General features: G+C 68.5%; 14 protein-coding genes. 8 read left to right on the top strand and 6 right to left on the bottom strand.

Annotation, left to right across the window (positions count from 1 at the left end; genetic code table 11):
- Positions 1-426: 426 nt before the first annotated feature.
- The 4 genes from ABD259_RS25330 to ABD259_RS25315 form a co-directional block, all read right to left on the bottom strand.
- Positions 427-1,206, bottom strand: a complete 780-nt coding sequence (locus tag ABD259_RS25330) for a thioesterase II family protein (protein ID WP_344165758.1) — start codon at positions 1,204-1,206, stop codon at positions 427-429.
- A 39-nt stretch (positions 1,207-1,245) separates the two neighbouring features.
- Positions 1,246-2,481, bottom strand: coding sequence for an MAB_1171c family putative transporter (locus ABD259_RS25325; protein WP_344165755.1), 1,236 nt, complete (start codon positions 2,479-2,481; stop codon positions 1,246-1,248).
- Positions 2,482-2,485: 4 nt separating this feature from the next.
- Positions 2,486-2,884 (bottom strand): hypothetical protein, encoded by a 399-nt coding sequence (locus tag ABD259_RS25320; RefSeq protein ID WP_344165753.1) that lies wholly within the window; start codon positions 2,882-2,884, stop codon positions 2,486-2,488.
- Between the two features lie 226 nt (positions 2,885-3,110).
- Positions 3,111-3,647, bottom strand: coding sequence for a hypothetical protein (locus ABD259_RS25315; protein ID WP_344165751.1), 537 nt, complete (start codon positions 3,645-3,647; stop codon positions 3,111-3,113).
- Between the two features lie 515 nt (positions 3,648-4,162).
- Between ABD259_RS25315 and ABD259_RS25310 the strand changes: the two genes are divergently transcribed.
- The 3 genes from ABD259_RS25310 (at position 4,163) to ABD259_RS25300 (ending at position 6,761) form a co-directional block, all read left to right on the top strand.
- Positions 4,163-4,882 (top strand): response regulator transcription factor, encoded by a 720-nt coding sequence (locus ABD259_RS25310; RefSeq protein WP_344165748.1) that lies wholly within the window; start codon positions 4,163-4,165, stop codon positions 4,880-4,882.
- Entirely contained in the window at positions 4,879-5,913 is a 1,035-nt protein-coding gene (locus ABD259_RS25305; protein WP_344165745.1) for a MupA/Atu3671 family FMN-dependent luciferase-like monooxygenase, read from the top strand. Before ABD259_RS25310 ends, ABD259_RS25305 begins: the two co-directional genes overlap by 4 nt.
- 152 nt (positions 5,914-6,065) lie before the next feature.
- On the top strand, positions 6,066-6,761 hold the full coding sequence (locus ABD259_RS25300) for an HAD family hydrolase (RefSeq protein WP_344165742.1): 696 nt from the start codon (positions 6,066-6,068) through the stop codon (positions 6,759-6,761).
- Positions 6,762-6,912: 151 nt separating this feature from the next.
- On the opposite strand, the gene ABD259_RS25295 is transcribed toward ABD259_RS25300, so the two are convergent.
- Together ABD259_RS25295 and ABD259_RS25290 are read right to left on the bottom strand one after the other, a co-directional pair.
- Positions 6,913-7,731: an ABC transporter permease gene (locus ABD259_RS25295; RefSeq protein WP_344165739.1), complete on the bottom strand. Its 819-nt coding sequence runs from the start codon at positions 7,729-7,731 to the stop codon at positions 6,913-6,915.
- A 30-nt stretch (positions 7,732-7,761) separates the two neighbouring features.
- Positions 7,762-8,727, bottom strand: a complete 966-nt coding sequence (locus ABD259_RS25290; RefSeq protein WP_344165736.1) for an ATP-binding cassette domain-containing protein — start codon at positions 8,725-8,727, stop codon at positions 7,762-7,764.
- Between the two features lie 91 nt (positions 8,728-8,818).
- On the opposite strand from ABD259_RS25290, the gene ABD259_RS25285 reads away from it, so the two are divergent.
- From ABD259_RS25285 to ABD259_RS25265, 5 genes are all read left to right on the top strand, one after another.
- Positions 8,819-9,346 carry a MarR family winged helix-turn-helix transcriptional regulator gene (locus tag ABD259_RS25285; protein ID WP_344165733.1) on the top strand — a complete coding sequence of 176 codons (528 nt, stop codon included), beginning with the start codon at positions 8,819-8,821 and terminating at the stop codon, positions 9,344-9,346.
- 151 nt (positions 9,347-9,497) lie between these two features.
- Entirely contained in the window at positions 9,498-10,151 is a 654-nt protein-coding gene (locus ABD259_RS25280; protein ID WP_344165730.1) for an acetate uptake transporter, read from the top strand.
- Positions 10,152-10,191: 40 nt separating this feature from the next.
- Entirely contained in the window at positions 10,192-12,234 is a 2,043-nt protein-coding gene (locus tag ABD259_RS25275; protein ID WP_344165727.1) for an AMP-binding protein, read from the top strand.
- Complete coding sequence (locus tag ABD259_RS25270; RefSeq protein WP_344165724.1) at positions 12,231-14,432, top strand: type I polyketide synthase; 2,202 nt, start codon at positions 12,231-12,233, stop codon at positions 14,430-14,432. The genes ABD259_RS25275 and ABD259_RS25270 overlap by 4 nt, the downstream gene beginning before the upstream one ends.
- A 126-nt stretch (positions 14,433-14,558) precedes the next feature.
- The coding region (locus tag ABD259_RS25265; protein WP_344165721.1) for a condensation domain-containing protein at positions 14,559-17,187 on the top strand (2,629 nt) is incomplete at its 3' end.

Raw genomic sequence — 17,187 nt, 5'->3', positions numbered from 1 at the left:
GTGCCCCTACCGCCGCCGCTGCCGGAGGCCGTCCACATCAACCCGCCCCGCCCCGAGGGCGAGGGCAGCAACTCCGACCTGGGAGAACACGCGGCATAGAACGTCTCAACTGATTTGACAGCTTCCGGAACGCCAACTACCCGGCCTTGGGGAATTCCCACCATCTTATTGGGTCCCTGTCCGGAAACCTCGGGGCACCTCACCCTGAGCCGGGCACGAGCGGGCCGACCGGTCGACTGGCGGGCCGGCTGGCGGGCGGGGACCGTTCTCCAGGACGGAGGAGGGCAGCCCCCTCGCTTGAGGGCCCGCGCTGGTCCGGACGCGGTCCGGGGGCGGCGCTCCGGGGGCGGCCGGTTCGGCGTGGATGAGCGGGACGGGCCGACCCGCTGCACCGCGCACCATCCGATGAGGGCCTCCGGCCTCACCTCATCGGGAGAGTCGGGAGCACGTGTCGGCCATGAGGCTCGCGACGGCCTCCACCTGATGGTCCAGGTAGAAGTGAGCGCCGGAGAAAGGGTGGACCTCTATGGACGCCGCGGTGTGGCGGCTCCACGCCTGGGCCTCGTCAGGGGCGACGAGGGGGTCGGATGTGCCGTACAGGACGGAGATCGGACAGTTCACTACAGTGCCGGGAGCGTGACGGTAGGTCTCGACCGCCCGGTAGTCGGCCCGGATCACGGGCAGGAAGAGATCGGTGATCTCCGGATCCTCCAGGAGAGCGCTCTGTGTGCCGCCGAGGCTCTTGATCTCCGTTATCACGCCTTCGTCGTCCCGCTGGTGAACGTTGCCGTCGCGCTGGATCGACGGGGCACGGCGGCCTGAGGCGAAAAGGACGGTCACCTCGATTCCCCTCTGCTCCACGCGGGAGGCGGTCTCGTAGGCGACCGTCGCGCCCATGCTGTGGCCGAAGAGGCTCAGGGGCAGGTCGTCCAGAGGTGCGACTTCATCGGCGACGTGGTCGGCGAGCGTCTTCAGGTCGTCGATGAGGGGCTCGGACGAGCGGTCCTGCCGACCGGGGTACTGGACGGTGAGCACGTCGACCGTCTCCGGCAAGGCGAACACGAGGGAGCGTAAGGCGCTCGCCGCGCCTCCGGCATGCGGCAGGGCGATGATCCTGCCCGTGGGAGAGGCGGCCGGGCGGAAACTGCGGAGCCACTTGCCCGCAGGGCGGCGGGAGGAACGGAGCACAGGCCGGGAGGAAGTCATGAAGGGGACCTTTGCGTCGGAAGCGGTTGTGGGGCCCGCTCAAGGAGCGGGATGGCTGGGCCGATCGGCGGAAACGAACGGGGCGCTCTCCTGAGCGAGGCCGGTGGCAGCGCGTCGGACCGACGGGCTGGCCCAGGCGCGCGACACGGCGACCAGCCACTTGAGCTCCGCGTCGAATGATCTGCTCTTGGAGCTCTGCCAGAGCTTTTTGGGTTCGGAGGAGCCGGTGAATCCTGCGGCTCTTCTCTGGATGGCGGCCTCGATGCAGATGGCGGCCAGGGCGGCCTCGTAGCGGCGGCGCGGTCGGCGCCACAGCGGCGGGCAGTGGCGCTGGGCCTGGAGTTCGAGATCGTCCGCTCCCCAACGGGCCAGCGCGAGAATGCCGTCCCAGGTCTCGATCGTCCGCCGGTACAGCTGCGTCCAGGGGTCGGGAAGAGAGCGGGGCGGAAGGAGGACGATGTCGGGATCGGCCTCAGAGAGGCGGAGCCAGAAAGGTTCGAGGCGGCGGTGGTCGCGCTTCTGGCGCCAGGTCACGATCTTACGGGTCAGTGCGGCGGTCAGGCCGGGCGCCGACATCCCCATGATGACGAGCAGGAAACCGCCCTTGATGATGATGTTCCCCGCATATTGAACGAGCATTTTCTGCTCTTCGAAGGCCCCTGCGTACACCAACATGGTCCAGGTGTGCAGAACGAGTGCCGAAGTGTAGGCGACGCAGGTGAGCGCCAGACCGATGCGGGCCGACCACAACTGCGCCAAAGACGCCTGCTTGAGGCTCAGGACGATGCAGGCGAGCAGCGCGACGGCGTCGTAGATGCCGTAGATCCACAGGAAGCCGACCAGGGGGGCGGGGCCGAGGGCGAAACGCAGTTCGAAATCGGTGGCCGGCCATTGCTCCTGCTGCGTCAGATAACCGAGAAGGAACAGCGCGGACATGGAGAACAGCGTTAGGGCCGCCGCGGTGATGCGCCAGCATCGGAACAGGTCTGCTCGCCCTTGTGAAATGCGGGTGCTCAACGCCTCCCACATCGCTGCGAGGATGACGACTTGGCCGACCTGGATCAGGAGTGTGGCGACGAGGGGAACGCCGATGAGGGCCTCGGCCCCCATGTAGAGAGGCGGAATGCGGATCGTGGCGGTGAACGCATAGGCGGTCAGTGCGGTGCATAACCACCCATGCCCCTTGGTGCGGCGGGACCACCACCAGATCGCGGCTGCCCAGAGGAGGATGACTGTGACGACTTCGACCGTGAGCGCGAGGCGGGTGCTGTCCATCCGGCTACCGAAGGGCGCGCTCGAGCGGGGAAAGGGAATCCGCGTCATCGAGAGAGGCGATGTCACGGTCCCATCTGTGCCGGGCGATGACGGTGGCCATGATCTCCGCCTCCGCCTCCTGCTGGTCGCTGTAGTTGGATCTGGCGAGGACCGAGCGGATCTGACCGGGGTCGATTCCGGGAAGGAAATTGGCCAGATCCGTCTGGCCGTGGTTGTGGCCGCAGATCATGTGGGCCAGCTCGTGCAGGATGATGTGGTCGCGGTGCACGTGGCTCCGGGCGTCCACGAAGATATAGTTGATCTTCCCGAGTGCGAGCCACAACCCACAGGGGGCGTCGGCTTCCAGGTGGATGTCGCGGATCCGGATGACACCGCCGATGTGGGCGGCAACCGAGTCGACCATGGCGTCCACCGTGAAGGGGGACGGCAGGTCGATCTCGTTCAGCAGGGCCTCGTAATCTTCCCATTCGGTCGAAGCGGAAACCGATGTCGTGTGCCCCGAATTTTCAGAGGGGGCCGCAGTGGGCCTCCGGCCTCTAATAAACACTCCTGAGTCCATATGTTCCCCATAATTTCGTTCCCGCAGCAGAAAGAACGGCGAGCGGGATCAGCATTGCCGGCAAAGTCGATTACCGTCCTTGCTTCGTTCGGTCGTCTTCTTCCGGCGGTTCCTTCCCCGGTGTTCCGGTGTCCGCGTACGCCGATTCCAGATTGTTGATCTCGGAGGCGACCTGTGCAAGGAGTGAGCGGATCACTTTGAGCTGTGAGGTGGCCTCTCCGGTGGCGGCGTTGCGCATCTTGATTCCCTCGAGCCCGACCGCCTTCATGTCTCGGAGCAGAAGAACCTGTTCGTGGACCGAGCCGTCTTGATCGCCTCCAGGAAGTAGGTAGCGCGGGTCGACACCGAAGAAGCGTGCCATCCCGACCACGATGCTCGCGGACACTTGTTTTCGTAGGCCCCTGCGAAGGTAGCTGATGTAGGTGTTGGAGATCCCCCGCCGCTTGTGGCCTTCATCGGCCTCGGTGAATTCGTCCCAGTGCTCCGTGATCCAGGCGGCGACCTCCTGATCACTGAACTTGTTCCCGTCGGGGCTGCGCACGGTGTCGAACAGCAAGTTCAACTTGTTGGCCAGGCTCCAGTGGCCGCTTGCGGACACTTCATCCATGGTCGGGCAGGCACCACCTCTCTTGAACAGGTGAAATGTTCACGACCTGCGACGTCTCCAACCCTCCCCTCCCTTGGGGTTAACTGAAGTTAAGCATTGCCTCAGGGTGTCAACTGTAGTTAGAGTAACGGCGATCCGGGAGGCGTAGAAAGGTCACTCGGTGCCCCACATCTAAAGGCCGACATCCGAAGGTGGGGGCCTGGAGGGTGACCGCACCGACGCCCTGACGTTGCGATGACGGACCGGTTGGAAGCGCGCTTCCGACCGGAAAACCTGTGTGCGCCATGTCAATTGATCATGGTGGCACACCTTTATTCCTGTCCATGAATCCGACAAGTCCGGTCACCGGTTCCGCAGACCTGCCGAGTCCGAAGTGCGGGTCCGTCGGATGGCGAGTCGGCACCGGCGCCCCCTCTGCATAGCTTTCACTGCCGTACCCGCACGTCAAGGGGCGTGCCCGCCAGAACTTTAGTCTCAGATGAATGGCAACCCACGTGAGCGAAGATAGAGGTCGTATGTTGAATCGGACCCTGGAGTCCGCACCGCCCTCCTCTGTAGAGGTGGACGGGGTACGTATTCTCGTCGCTCTGAAGAACGAAGTTGTGCGTCGCGGGTTGGAGACCCTGCTGTGCTCAATCGAGGTCGCACAGGACGTGGAGAGCTGCGCCCGCTCCGCTGAGGCGCTCGCCGTCGCCATGGCGAAGCGGTCGGACGTCCTCATCGTCGGCCTGGATGACCACGGCGAGGGGCTCGATCTTCTGCTGAGCGACCCGCGGATCGGCCGCTGCAAGGTCCTGCTGCTCATGCGCGGTTCCGGGGAGGCCCAGCTCTCCTCGGCCGCCCGGTTGAGAGCCGACGGATACCTCCTCGAAGAGGAACTGACGGTCCGCACGCTTGAGGACACCCTCCACCGCCTCCTGAAGGGTGAGGTGCCGATGCCGCCGGCCATGGTGCGGGTGCTGCTGCACCGCGCCGGACGTCCGTCGGCGTCCAGGGGGGCGGCCGCCCCGTCGACGCCCGCTCGCGGAGCCCGGCTGACCCTGCGGGAGCGGCAGGCGCTGGCCCTGCTGGTGGAAGGGATGAGCAACAAGCAGATCGCCCGGCGAATGTGCATCTCGGACCACGCCATCAAGCGCGTCATGGGCAAGATGCTCATCAAACTCGACTGCGCCAATCGGACGCAGGCGGTGGCCTTGGCCCTGAGATACGGGCTCGCCGAATCCGCGCACTCGTGAACGGAAGAATGATGGACTTCAGCCTGCTCTTCTTCGCCAACCGTGAGGCGACCGACCCGCCCAAGGAGTACGACCTCCTCATCGAGTCCGCGCGCTTCGCCGACGAGCACGGTTTCACAGCGCTCTGGCTCCCCGAACGCCACTTCCATCCCTTCGGGGGCGCCTACCCCAACCCGGCGCTGGCCGCCGCGGCCCTGGCAGCGCGGACCGAGCGGGTGCGGTTGCGGGCCGGCAGCGTCGTGCTCCCCCTGCATGATCCCCTCTCCGTCGTCGAGGACTGGTCGTTCGTGGACAACCTGTCGCGCGGCCGGGTCGACCTCTCCCTTGCCACGGGGTGGAACGCCAATGACTTCGTTCTGCGGCCTGAGCGGTACGAGACGCGGCGCGCCTTCACCCTCGACCACATGGACACCCTGCGCGACCTGTGGGCGGGCCGTGCGACGACGCGGGTGAACGGAGAAGGTAAGGAGGTGGTCGTCACCGCCTATCCGCGGGCCGTCCAGCAGGAACTGAACCTTTGGCTGACCTGCTCCTCCAACCCCGCCAACTTCGGTGAAGCCGGCACACGAGGGGCCAACGTGCTGACCGCGCTGCTCTTCCAGACGGTGGACGACCTGGTCCCGGGGATCGAGTCCTACCGCAAGGCGCGCGAGGCGGCGGGCTTCGACCCGGACGGGGGCACGATCACGGTCATGCTGCACACCTTCGTCGGTGAGACCGAGGAGGAGGTGCGGTCGACCATCCGGGAGCCCTTCCGGAAGTACCTGGAGTCGTCGGTCTCGCTGTGGCGCAGCAAGTGGCCTGAGCTGGCCAGGGCGGACGGGGCGCATCTGCTCGACCACGCCTTCGAGCGCTACTACCGGTCCTCGGCGCTGTTCGGGTCGGTCGACCGCTGCGTCGATTTCGCGCGCGAGCTGCGTGAGATCGGGGTGGACGAGATCGCCTGCCTGGTCGACTTCGGTGTGTCCGACCTCCAGACCCTGGCGGGTCTGGAACACCTGGACCGGGTGCGGCGCGAGGTCAGCGCCTAGGGTGTGTCCCCACACGCCGGGATGCCTCCGGGTCACACGTTCAGGGGTGCGACGAGATACCCCACTTCTCCGGCGGCCCGTCGTCGCCCCTCCATGAGCCGCGGATGGGGCGGCCAGGCTCGCCACGACACGAGAACCGGGAGTTTCCGACAATGCCGGCCACCATCTCATCGGCTACGACACCACCCCTGTCGCCGGAGGACGTCACTTACGCCCGCGACGCGCCGCCCATCGACTGGTTCATGCGACCGTCCGCCCCGGCCGAGTCCGGCGCGCACAGCCTGGTCCTGTGGGATCTCGACTCGGTGCTCCTGCACGCACGCAGGCTCGACCGCGAGGCGCACCGGGTGGCCTTCGCGGAGTTGACCGGGGCGCGGCCACGACATGAACCCCTCCTCTCCGATCAGAGCGACCCCCGCTTCGCCGTGGCGCTCCTGCGCTGCAACGGGTCCACCGAAGGGCGCGCACGCCTGATGCTGCCCCTCTACCTCCCGGCTCTGGTCACCGCCTACAGGACCCTGGTCCGCCGACGCCCCTGGCTGTTGCCGCAGAGGTGCGAGCGCTCGTTCGCCCGGATGCGCCGCAACGCGTCCGTGCCCGGTGTGGTCCAGTCCTTCGTCTCCGCACGGTTGCGCCCCAACGCGCTGCTGGCGCTGAAGGCGGTCGGTCTCGATCGCTACCTCGACCCACGGGTGGCCGCGTTCGGCTCTGACCACGTCGATATGGACGGGATCGCGACGACGGCGGTGCGCCGTGCCGAGTACGCACACGGCCGCAACCTCGCTCATCTCGCCCCGAACCTGGTGAGCCTCCGCGACCGGCGGCATCGCGCCGACCGGTCCGCATGAGCGGACGGCGGGCCCGATGGCGGGACTCGCCCCTGGCGGGCCGGGGGCCCGGCCGGCCAGGGCTCGTACGGGCGCGGAGGAGGGGGACGTCCGCCCGTGCCCGTACGCCGGGCGGGGCCGCGGCTCCGCCAGAGTCAGACCGCGCGGCACGCTAGTGCGTGGCGCGGTGGTGGAACCTGTGGACCGCGATCGGCGCGCAGATCGCCACGATGACGAGGCACCAGGCGAACGCCCCCCATCCGCGCCACTCCAGCGGCTGCTGCAGGAGGAAGCCGCGGACGGCGTCGACGATCACGGTGATCGGTTGGTACTCGGCGAAGATCCGCAGGCCGGTGGGCATGGAATCGGTGGGGACGAAGGCGCTGCTGGCGAAGGTCAGGGGAAGCAGCCAGATGTAGTTGGCCGACTGGACGCCCTCGGCGTTGCGGACCAGCAGCCCGATGAGCGAGGAGATCCAGGAGAAGGTGAGGCTGACCAGGAGCAGCAGGGCGATCGCTGCGATCCAGCCCGCCACCCCGGCCGTGGGCCGGAAGCCCACCACCAGTCCGATCAGCACGCCGACCCCGATGATCAGTGAGTTGCGTGCCACGTCGGCCAGGATCCGGCCGCTGAGCACCGCCGACGGGGCCATCGGCAGTGAACGGAACCGGTCGACCAGTCCCCGCTTCATGTCCTCGGCCAGGCCGACGCCGGAGTTGACCGCGCCGAACGCGACGGTCTGCACGAGGATTCCGGCCATGAGGAAGTTGGTGTAGGTCATCCCGGGGGTGAGGATCGCGCCCCCGAACACGTACCGGAACAGCAGTACGAAGATGATCGGGTTGACCGTCGCGAAGATGAGCTGCTCCGGGATGCGGGGGATGTGCCGCAGACTTCGCTCGGTCAGCACGAGGGTGTCGGTGATGGTCCCCCGCAGCGGCACGTGGGCGCGCCTATGGGCGGGGGTGACGGGTTCTGCTGTGGTAGCCATGGGCCTCTCCGGCTTCGTGGATGGTCGGGTTCAGGCGTTCTGGGGTTCGGGCGACCGGCTCCCGGTCAGGGTGAGGAACACGTCGTCGAGTGTGGGCTCCCGCAGGCGCACGTCGGCGACGTCGATCTTCTCCTCGTCGAGTGCTCGGATGACCCGGGCCAGCAGGCGCGCTTGCCTGTCCACGGGCACGGTGATCAGGCCGCTGTCCGGGACGATTCCGGCCGGCCCGGAGCCGAAGCGCTCGACGGTGCCGAGTGCGACCTTCGGTTCGGTTCCCGGGGCGAGGTGTACCTCCAGCCGCGCACCCCCGACCTGTTCCTTGAGCGATTCGGGGGAACCCTGGGCGGCGACGGCCCCTTTGTCGATCACCACGATGTCGTCGGCCAGCTCCTCAGCCTCCTCCAGGTACTGCGTGGTCAGCAGCAGCGAGGTTCCGGAGTCGACCAGGTCGCGGACCAGTCCCCAGACGGTGCGTCGGCTGGAGGGGTCCAATCCGGTGGTGGGCTCGTCCAGGATCAGCAGTTCCGGAGCGATGATCAGGCTTGCCGCCAGGTCCAATCGCCGACGCATACCGCCGGAGTAGGTCTTGACCAGGCGCTTTCCAGCCTCGGTTAGCTCGAAGAGTTCGATCAGCTCGGCGGCGCGGCGACGCGCGTCGCCGCGGGTGAGGCGGTAGAGCCGACCGATCATCTCCAGGTTCTCGTATCCGGTGAGGTAGTCGTCGAGCGCGGCGTACTGTCCGGTCAGCCCGATCCGGGAGCGCACCTCCCGAGCGTCGGCCACCACGTCCCGTCCGAGTACGGTCACCGTTCCCGTGTCGAAGGGCAGCAGGGTGGAGATGATCCGCACTGTGGTGGTCTTACCGGCGCCGTTCGAACCGAGTAGGCCGAGCACACTGCCGCGGGGGGCCGAGAAGCTCAGGCCGTTGACCGCGTGGACCTGCCCGTATCGCTTGTACAGGCCGTCGACCACCAGCGCCGAATCCGCCTCTGACATGCGTCTCTTCTTTCATCCTCGGAGGAGTTGTATCCTAGAGCGTCTCATAGTGAGCCTCTAGATAGTGAAATGGTTCAGTAATATGCCAAGTATGGGCACTCCTGCTTTTGAGCGTCAAGCCGAATCCGGGGCCCAGGACACGACTCCTGGCACGGTCTCCGCCCGTGAGGTCATCGCCCTGCTGTTCGACGCCTCCCACCAGATGTGCCTGCGTTCGGACCGTCTGCTCGGTGCGTCGATCGGGTTGTCCGAGGCCCGCGCCCGCCTCCTCGTGGCCGTGGGCGAGCGGGAGCCCGCCCGGATGGGCAGGCTCGCCAACGACCTCGGCGTCAGCGCGCGCTCGGTCACCGCCATAGTCGACGCCCTCGAACGCGAGGGGCTCGTCACCCGGGAACCCGACCCCGAGGACCGGCGCGCCACCCTGCTCCGGCTCACGGCCGACAGCCACGTCCGGATGAACCGACTGCACGAAGCACAGAACCAGCTCGCCGAGGAGCTCCTCGCCCCCCTCGACTCCGGGGACCGGGCGGAGCTCCACCGCGTGCTCACCCTGCTCAAGGCCGCTGCCGCGCACGATGGGGCGCCCCTCGCGGGGCACCCCGAAAAGGCGCCCACCTGAGAAGAACGGGGCGCCCGTTCCTCTCTCTCCCCTCCGCCTTCCACCGCCCTAGGCTCCCCACCGAACGATGAGGAACAACTAGGTAACGACGCCGTGACGGAGCGCCCAGCGTTCCACCGGCGACGGCGTTCCGCGGTGGAAGGCGATTCCCATGACCACTGTGCCCACCGGCCTGCTAACGACGGACACTGCCGAACCGCCCGCTTCGGACACGCCCGCGCCGACGGTTCCGCTTGCCAGAACCCACCTCGCACTCGGCTATCTCGGGTTCTCGGCCACGCTCTTCTTCCTCTCTCTGTTCCACACCGCCCTGGTGCCCTTCGAGTTCATCACCGCCGTCTTCCCGATGGCGATCTTCTTCGGCGGGGTCGCGCAGTTCACCGCCGGGATCTGGGCCCACCAGCGACGCGACCACTTCGCCGCGGTGCTCTTCACCTCCTTCGCCGCCTTCTGGCTCAGCTACTCGCTGTACACCTGGCGGCTCCTCCCCCCGCTCGTGGCGGAGTACGGCAACGCCGTCACCGCCGCGACCGGCAGCTTCACCCTCGCCTGGGGCGTTCTGGCCCTGTTCTTCACTGTCGCCGCGCGCGCGGTCGACCGGGCCACCTTCGCGCTCATGGCCCTCGCCGCCGCGATGTTCGCCGGTATCACCGCGGGGCAGTACGCCGTCGCCCCTGCCATTGACCTGGTGGGCGGGGTCTTCGCGCTGATCACCGCGGTCCTGGGGCTGTACATCGGGGCCGCCCACCTGATCAATGGCGGTCGGGACCGTGTACTGCTCCCGCTCGGCCCCGGTTCCCGGTAAGCGCCGCTCCCTTTCCCGAACGACCGATGGGGGATGTCCCGTGTCCGACCTCAGTGCCCTCGGCGGGTCAGAGACCGTGATCGCCGCAGTACGTGCTCACGCACGCAACCGCCCGGAGACCACAGCGTTCACCTTTCTCAAGGAAGGTGAGGCCGAGCTGGCGGTCTACGACTTCGCCACGCTCGACCTGAAGGCCCGGAGCGTGGCCGCCCGCCTTCAGCGCGCGAACGCCGCCGGTGAACGGGTCCTGCTTACCACCGACCCCGGCCCGGCCTACGTGGCCGCCTTCCTCGGCTGCTCGTACGCCGGAGCCACCGCGGTCCCCTGCTACCCGCCCCGCCGGAACGGGCGCTCGCGCGAGCTGGGGGCCATCGCCGCGGACTGTGACGCCGCGGTCGCACTCGCCGCGGGCGGGACCGCGACGACGGTGGCCGAACGGCTCACCGAGACCGCCGAGACCCGGAGTATTCCCGTCCTGGACACCGATGACATCGACGACGCCATCGCCGCCACCTGGACCGAGCCCCGGCTCGAAGGCGACGACATCGCCTTCCTCCAGTACACCTCCGGCTCCACCGGCGCTCCCAAGGGCGTGATGGTCCGCCACCGCGACATCGTGCGGCACGTCTCGCACATGTACCGGCGGTTCGAGCTCCGCCCCGATAGCACCGTCGTCTCCTGGCTCCCGCCCTTCCACGACATGGGCCTGATCGCGTTCATCCTCATGCCCGCGGTCATGGGCTATCACAGCGTGCTGATGCCCCCCGGCGACTTCGTCATCCGCCCGGCCCGCTGGCTGGAGGCGATCAGCAGGTACCGCGGCGAGATGGTCGCCGCGCCCAACTTCGCCTACGACCTCTGCCACGACCGGGTGAGCGATGACGAGCTCGCCGCCCTCGATCTCAGCTCCTGGCGGCACGCGTGCAACGGGGCGGAACCGGTGAGGGCCGAGACCATCGAGCGGTTCACCGACAGGTTCACCCCCTGCGGCTTCCGCCCGGAGACCTTCCGCCCCTGTTACGGTATGGCTGAGGCGACGCTCGCCGTCACCATCCCCCGCGCTGGGGCCCGCCCTACCGTCATCGAGCGCACCTGGGACAGCGCAGAGCCCTACATCCAGGGCACACGACTGGTCGGCTGCGGAGTTCCGCTCGATGGACACGCCATCGCCATCGTCGATCCCGACACCGGGGAGCGCCTCCCGGACGGGAGCCCCGGTGAGATCTGGGTCACCGGACCGAGTGTTCCTGACGGCTACTGGAACCGCGAGGAGGAGTCCCTCCGCACCTTCCGGGCTGCGCTGCCAGGAGACGAGGCGCGCTACCTGCGGACCGGCGACATGGGCCTGGTCCACGACGGCGGACTCCATGTCGCCGGGCGCTACCGAGACCTGGTCATCGTCCGCGGCCGCAACTATGCCCCCTCGGACATCGAGGACGTCGTCGGCACCGCTCACCCGCGCAACCGCAGGGGCGGAACGGCCGTGTTCTCCACGTCCGCCGCGCCCTCCGGAACCGGCGGCGCGGGCGGCGAACGCCTGGTGGTCGTCCAGGAGGTGCGTACTCGCCGGGAGGAGGAGTTCGCCGCGGTCGTGGCGGCCGTTCGCTCCCGGGTGCTCGAGGAGTTCGACATCGCCGTCGACGACGTGGTGCTGATCCGCCCCACCGGACTGCCCAAGACCACCAGCGGCAAGATCCAGCGCGGCGCGTGCCGAGCCCGCTACCTGGCGGCCCACCTGGAAGCGCTGCACACATGGCACGCGGAGGCTCCGCCCGTGAACTCCGGCGTCCCCGTTGACACGGCCGCCGTCCGGCCCGGCACGGTCCAGGCTATGGAAGCCCTGATCAGCGAGAACATAGGCCGTGTTCTCGGCTTAGATCCCGACCTGGTCGAGCGCGATCAGCCGTTCGGCGCCCAGGGGCTGGACTCGGTGCGCGGTGCGGAGTTCACCGGCAACCTCTCCGTGCTCCTCGGCGTCTCCGTACCCGCCGCCGCACTCTACGACCACCCCTCGATCCGCGAACTCGCCCGCCACCTGGCCACCGAGCAGTGTGCGCGGGACGCTACCGGGGAGCAGCGATGAGCCCGGGCGTGGACCGAGGAGGAAACGCGACCCCCGACCGTGCTGTGGCTGTCGCCGGGATGGCCTGCCGGCTCCCCGGCGCGCCCGACCCGGACGCGCTCTGGCGGCTCGTCCAGAGCGGTGACAGCGCGATCCAACCGGTGCCCCCGTCCCGCTGGGACGCTGACGCGCTGTACGACGGCCGCCCTGGTACCACCGGGCGCCTCTGCTCTCGCACCGGCGGCTTCGTGGACGACCTGGACCGCTTCGACGCCGAATTCTTCGGTATCACTCCCCGCGAGGCGGAGCGGATGGACCCCCAGCAGCGGATCGTCCTGGAGGTCGCCTGGGAGGCGCTGGAGGACGCCGCTCTGCTCCCCGGCGACCTGGGCGGCAGCCGCACCGGCGTGTTCATCGGCGTGGGCGGTGGCGACTTCGGCCGGATGCTCCTCGACGACCCCGCGGAAGTGGACATCTACTCCCTGATCGGCGGCGGGACTAGCCTGATCGCCAACCGCCTCTCCGTGGCCCTGGACCTGCGCGGTCCCAGCCTCGTGCTGGACACCGCCTGCTCCGGGTCCCTGGTCGCCGTGCACCAGGCCATGCGCAGCCTCCGCGACGGGGAGTGCGACCTCGCCATCGCCGGCGGCGTCAACCTCTGTCTGACACCCGAGCCGAGCATCGCCAACTCGCACGCGGGCCTCCTCTCCCCGACCGGTGGGAGCAGGGTCTTCGACCAGGCCGCCGACGGGTTCGCGCGGGGCGAGGGCTGCGCCCTCGTCGTACTCCGCCGCGATGACGGCGCCGGCCCGGCGCACGCCCGCCTCCTCGGCTCCGCGCTGACCGCTTCCGGACGCGGCAACGGCCTGGGCGCCCCGAACGGAGCGGCTCAGGAGGACGTGATCCGTCGCGCCCTGCGCGACGCCGGTGTCGCCCCCGCCGACGTCGGTTTCGTGGAGACCCACGCCACCGGAACGCCCATCGGCGACGCCGTGGAGACGGGCGCCCTCTCCCGCGTCTTCACCGATCCGCGGCCCGCCCCATGCCGACTCGGCTCGATCAAGGCCGCCGTCGGACACCTCGAAGCCGCGTCCGGTGTCGCCTCGCTGATCAAGACCGTCCTCGTCCTGCGGCACGGGCTCGTCCCACCGGTCCGTGTGAAGGAACTCAACTCGCAGATCTGGCTCGGCGACGGCGTCCAGATCCCCACCGAACCCTGCACGTGGGCGGAGAAGGGACGCATCGCGGGCGTGGACTCGTTCGGTTACGGCGGTACCAACGTGCATCTCGTCGTCGGAGAGCCCGCGCGCCGACCGGAGGGAAGCGGACCGGAGGGGCCGGAGGTCCTCGTCCTGTCCGCACGCTCGGAGGGCTCCCTGGCCGAACTCTCCCGCCGCTACGCCGACTTCCTCCGGGAGCGCACCGATCTGCGCCTCGCTGACATCGCCCACACCACCCGGACCGCGCGGGCCCACCACCCGTATCGGATCGCCGCCGTCGGTGCCGACCACGCGGAGATGGCCGACGACCTCACCAGGGCCACAGGCGCCATCGCCGGAAAGGCACCCACCGTCGCCTTCGAGTTCACCGATGACGAGCCCGACGCCGGATGGCTCCGTCGGCTCTGCGATGAGTTGCCCGCCCTGCGTGAGATCGTCGACGGCCTGGAAGGCGCGATCGACACACCCGGCTTCCGCCCCCAGTACGCCCTGGCGACCCTGCTCACCGAATGGGGTGTCCACCCGGATCTCGTCATCGGGCACGGATCGGGCGAGCTGGCGGCCGCCTGCGTGGCGGGCGCCCTCAATCCCTACGACCCTGTGGACGACACCGCGGTCACCGACGCTGAGGCCACCGGGCTCCCCCTGCGCCTCGGGACACGGCTCCTTCCCGAGGATCACTCGGAATGTGAGATCACCGTGCGGTTCTGCGCTGACTTCGCCGGAGACACCCGCCCCCGCCTGCTGCGCCTCCTGGGCGATCTGTACACCTTCGGAGTCGAACTGGACTGGGCGGTGTTCGACGCGTTCGACGACCGCGACCTCGTCCACCTGCCGCCCACGCCCTTCGAGCACGGCGCCCGCTGGCCGGTGACCCTGCCGATGCCCGCCGACCGGGCAGCGCCGACGGCGCGGACTCCGCACACGACACCGCCCCCACCGCCGACGCGGACTCGGGGAGCGCGTTCGGCCCACCCGCTGTTGGGGCGCCGGAGCTGACCGACCGCTGCCTGGACGGCCCCGCGGGGCCGGTGCGACCGACCACCGCACTACCGGGCGGCCACCGAGCCAACGAACACCAGTCGACCCGACCGCACCGCGAGAACCACAAGTCATGGGGGATCGATGCACCCGCGTTCCGTCGAGCGAATCGACATCGAACTCAACCCGGATTCCGTACCCTACGTGTGGGACCTCAAACTGGCCGGCGTCTCGGTCCTGCCGACGGCCGCGCTCCTGGAGATCGCCCACGCGGTCGTCAGCTCCGAGCACCGGGGCGCCATGCTCGACGTGGAGTTCCCGGAAGCCGCCGTGCACACCGACCGGGAGGGCATCGACCTGTCGGCCGCCCTGCACGAGGACGGCGCCGGAGCCTACGAGGTGCGCATTCATCGCGCCGACTGGGAGCGGACGCTGCACTTCCGCGCCGACTTCGACACCGCACATGCCAACGGGCGAGCCGAGGCGGCCGAAGCGGTACCGCCCGGTGGCCGCGTTTCCCTCACCGAGCTGCAGCGGCGCTGCGGCACCTCACTGCCCCACGACGAGTTCACCGCAGCCCTGACCGAGGCGGGCACCACCCGCGGCCCCTCCCTCGACTGCGTCGACACCGTCTGGCACGGCCCGGACGGCCGTGAGGCCCTGGCTGCTCTGGTGGCCAAGGGCTTCGCCGAGGAGAGCGGACTGTACCGCCTGCACCCCGTCATGCTGGAAGCCGCCCTGCAACCTGTGGTCACTCTGGTTCCGCCGCCGGCCGAAGGTGCCTGGCAGGTGGCCGGAATCGGTCGGTTCCGCATCCACCGCGACGGCGCGGTCGCGACGTGGGCGCACGCCGTCCGTACGGACGACGGAGGGAACGACGACTCCGGTACGCCCCTGTTTGCCGTCGACCTCTACGGGGCCGACGGTGATCTCATCGCCGATCTCAGCGACGTGCGGCTCCGAACCGTTGACGCGGCCGCGCTCCTGCCCCCACGCTTCGGTCCGCCGTCGAGCACCGAGATCCGTGCCCTGGACGGCTTGGAGCGCCATGAGGCCATCCGAGGTGCCCTCCGCTCCTGGCTCGCCCAGATCGTGCGGACGGACCCCGGCGACATCGACACTGCGAGCGAACTCCGCAGCAGCGGTATCGACTCCTTCATGGGGATGGAGCTGAAATCCCTCCTTCAGCGGCATTGGGAGGTCGACCTTCCGCTCCCGGTCATCTTCGACGACCACAGCCTTGACACCCTCGTCCACGAAGTGGACCAACGCCTCACCGAGCACCACACACCGGCTGTTCGTCGGCGTGAGCGTGAGGTGGGGGCTGCCTCGCGGCTGTCGCGTGGGCAGGAGGCGTTGTGGTCGATTCACCGCTTCGCTGATGAGTCGGGCGCCTACCACGTGGCGACGGCGGTTCGAGTGCTGTCACCGTTGGACGTGGACGGGTTGCGATCCGCCTGGGAATCCGTGATCACCCGGCACGAACTGTTGGGCGCGGTCTTCGGCGAGGACGCGCAGGGCCCCTACTTCCGTGTGGACTCCGATGCTGCGGTCGACTTCGCGGTCGTGGATGCCCGCGGGGTCGTGGATGAGGAGTTCGAGGCCGTCCTGGCTGACGAGGCCGACCGCCCGTTCGTGCTGGACGGTGGTGTGCCGGTGCGGTTGCGGGTGTTCGAGCGGTCTGATGGCCGTCCGGTTCTGCTGATGTGCGCGCATCACATCGTGGTGGATATGTGGTCGTGCGTGGTGCTGCTGGACGAACTGGCGCTGGCTTATGGCGGACAGACCGGCGGTGATCCGGCGGTGGAGTACGCCGACTTCGTGGACTGGCAGCGTGACCTGCTCTCCAGCGAAGAGGGCGAGCGGTTGTGGGGGTACTGGAACGACCAACTCTCGGGGGATCTGCCGGTGTTGGCGTTGCCTGCCGACCGTCCCCGGCCGGCGGTGCAGACCTTCCACGGCGCAAACCTCGTCTTCGGGCTCACCCAGGACCTGACCGACGGGCTCACTGACCTGGCCGCACGCCACGGGGTGACGCCTTTCGTCGTGTTGTTGGCCGCTTACCAGCTCTTCCTTCACCGGGAGACCGGACAGGAACGAGTGATCGTCGGTTCTCCCGTATCCGGCCGCGGCCGCAGCGAACTGGATCGATCGGTCGGTTATTTTATTAATCCGTTGCCGATGGTGGCTGATCTCCGTCCTGGCATGTCCTTTGAGGAGCTGCTCAAGGATGTGCAGGAGACGGTTCTCGGGGCGTTCGAGCACGAGGACTTCCCGATGGCGGAGATGGTGGAGCGTCTGGCTCCCGAGCGTGATTCCTCGTACTCGCCTCTGTATCAGACCATGTTCGTGATGCAGCGGTCGCAGGCCTTCGATAAGGAGGGGCTCGCGCCGCTCGCGGTGGGGGCCGGCAACCGGCTCCAGGTCGGTGAGAGCGATCCGATCGATTTGCATTCGCTGGTGGTCGAGCCGGTGACGGTTCCCCGGCGGTGGTCCATGTTCGACCTGACGTGGATGGTCGCTCAGGGCGATGACGGGTTCCTCGTTTCGGTGGACTACAACACCGACCTGTTCGACGAGTCCACGGTCAATCGCTTTTTGGAGCACTTCCGGGCCCTTCTGGGCAGTCTGGCCGCCAGTCCTGAGCAGGAGGTTGGGCGGATCCCTCTGTTGTCGGTGGAGGAGTACGACACCGTGGTGCGTGGGTGGAATGCCACTGCCGAGGACTTCGGTGCTGCTGCTGCGGGGTGTCTGCACGAGAAGGTGTGGGACG

The sequence above is a fragment of the Nocardiopsis rhodophaea genome, assembly GCF_039530945.1.
GTDB lineage: Bacteria > Actinomycetota > Actinomycetes > Streptosporangiales > Streptosporangiaceae > Nocardiopsis_C > Nocardiopsis_C rhodophaea.
The sequence above is the reverse complement of the archived record's forward strand: the minus strand, read 5'-3'. Positions and strand labels throughout refer to the sequence as shown.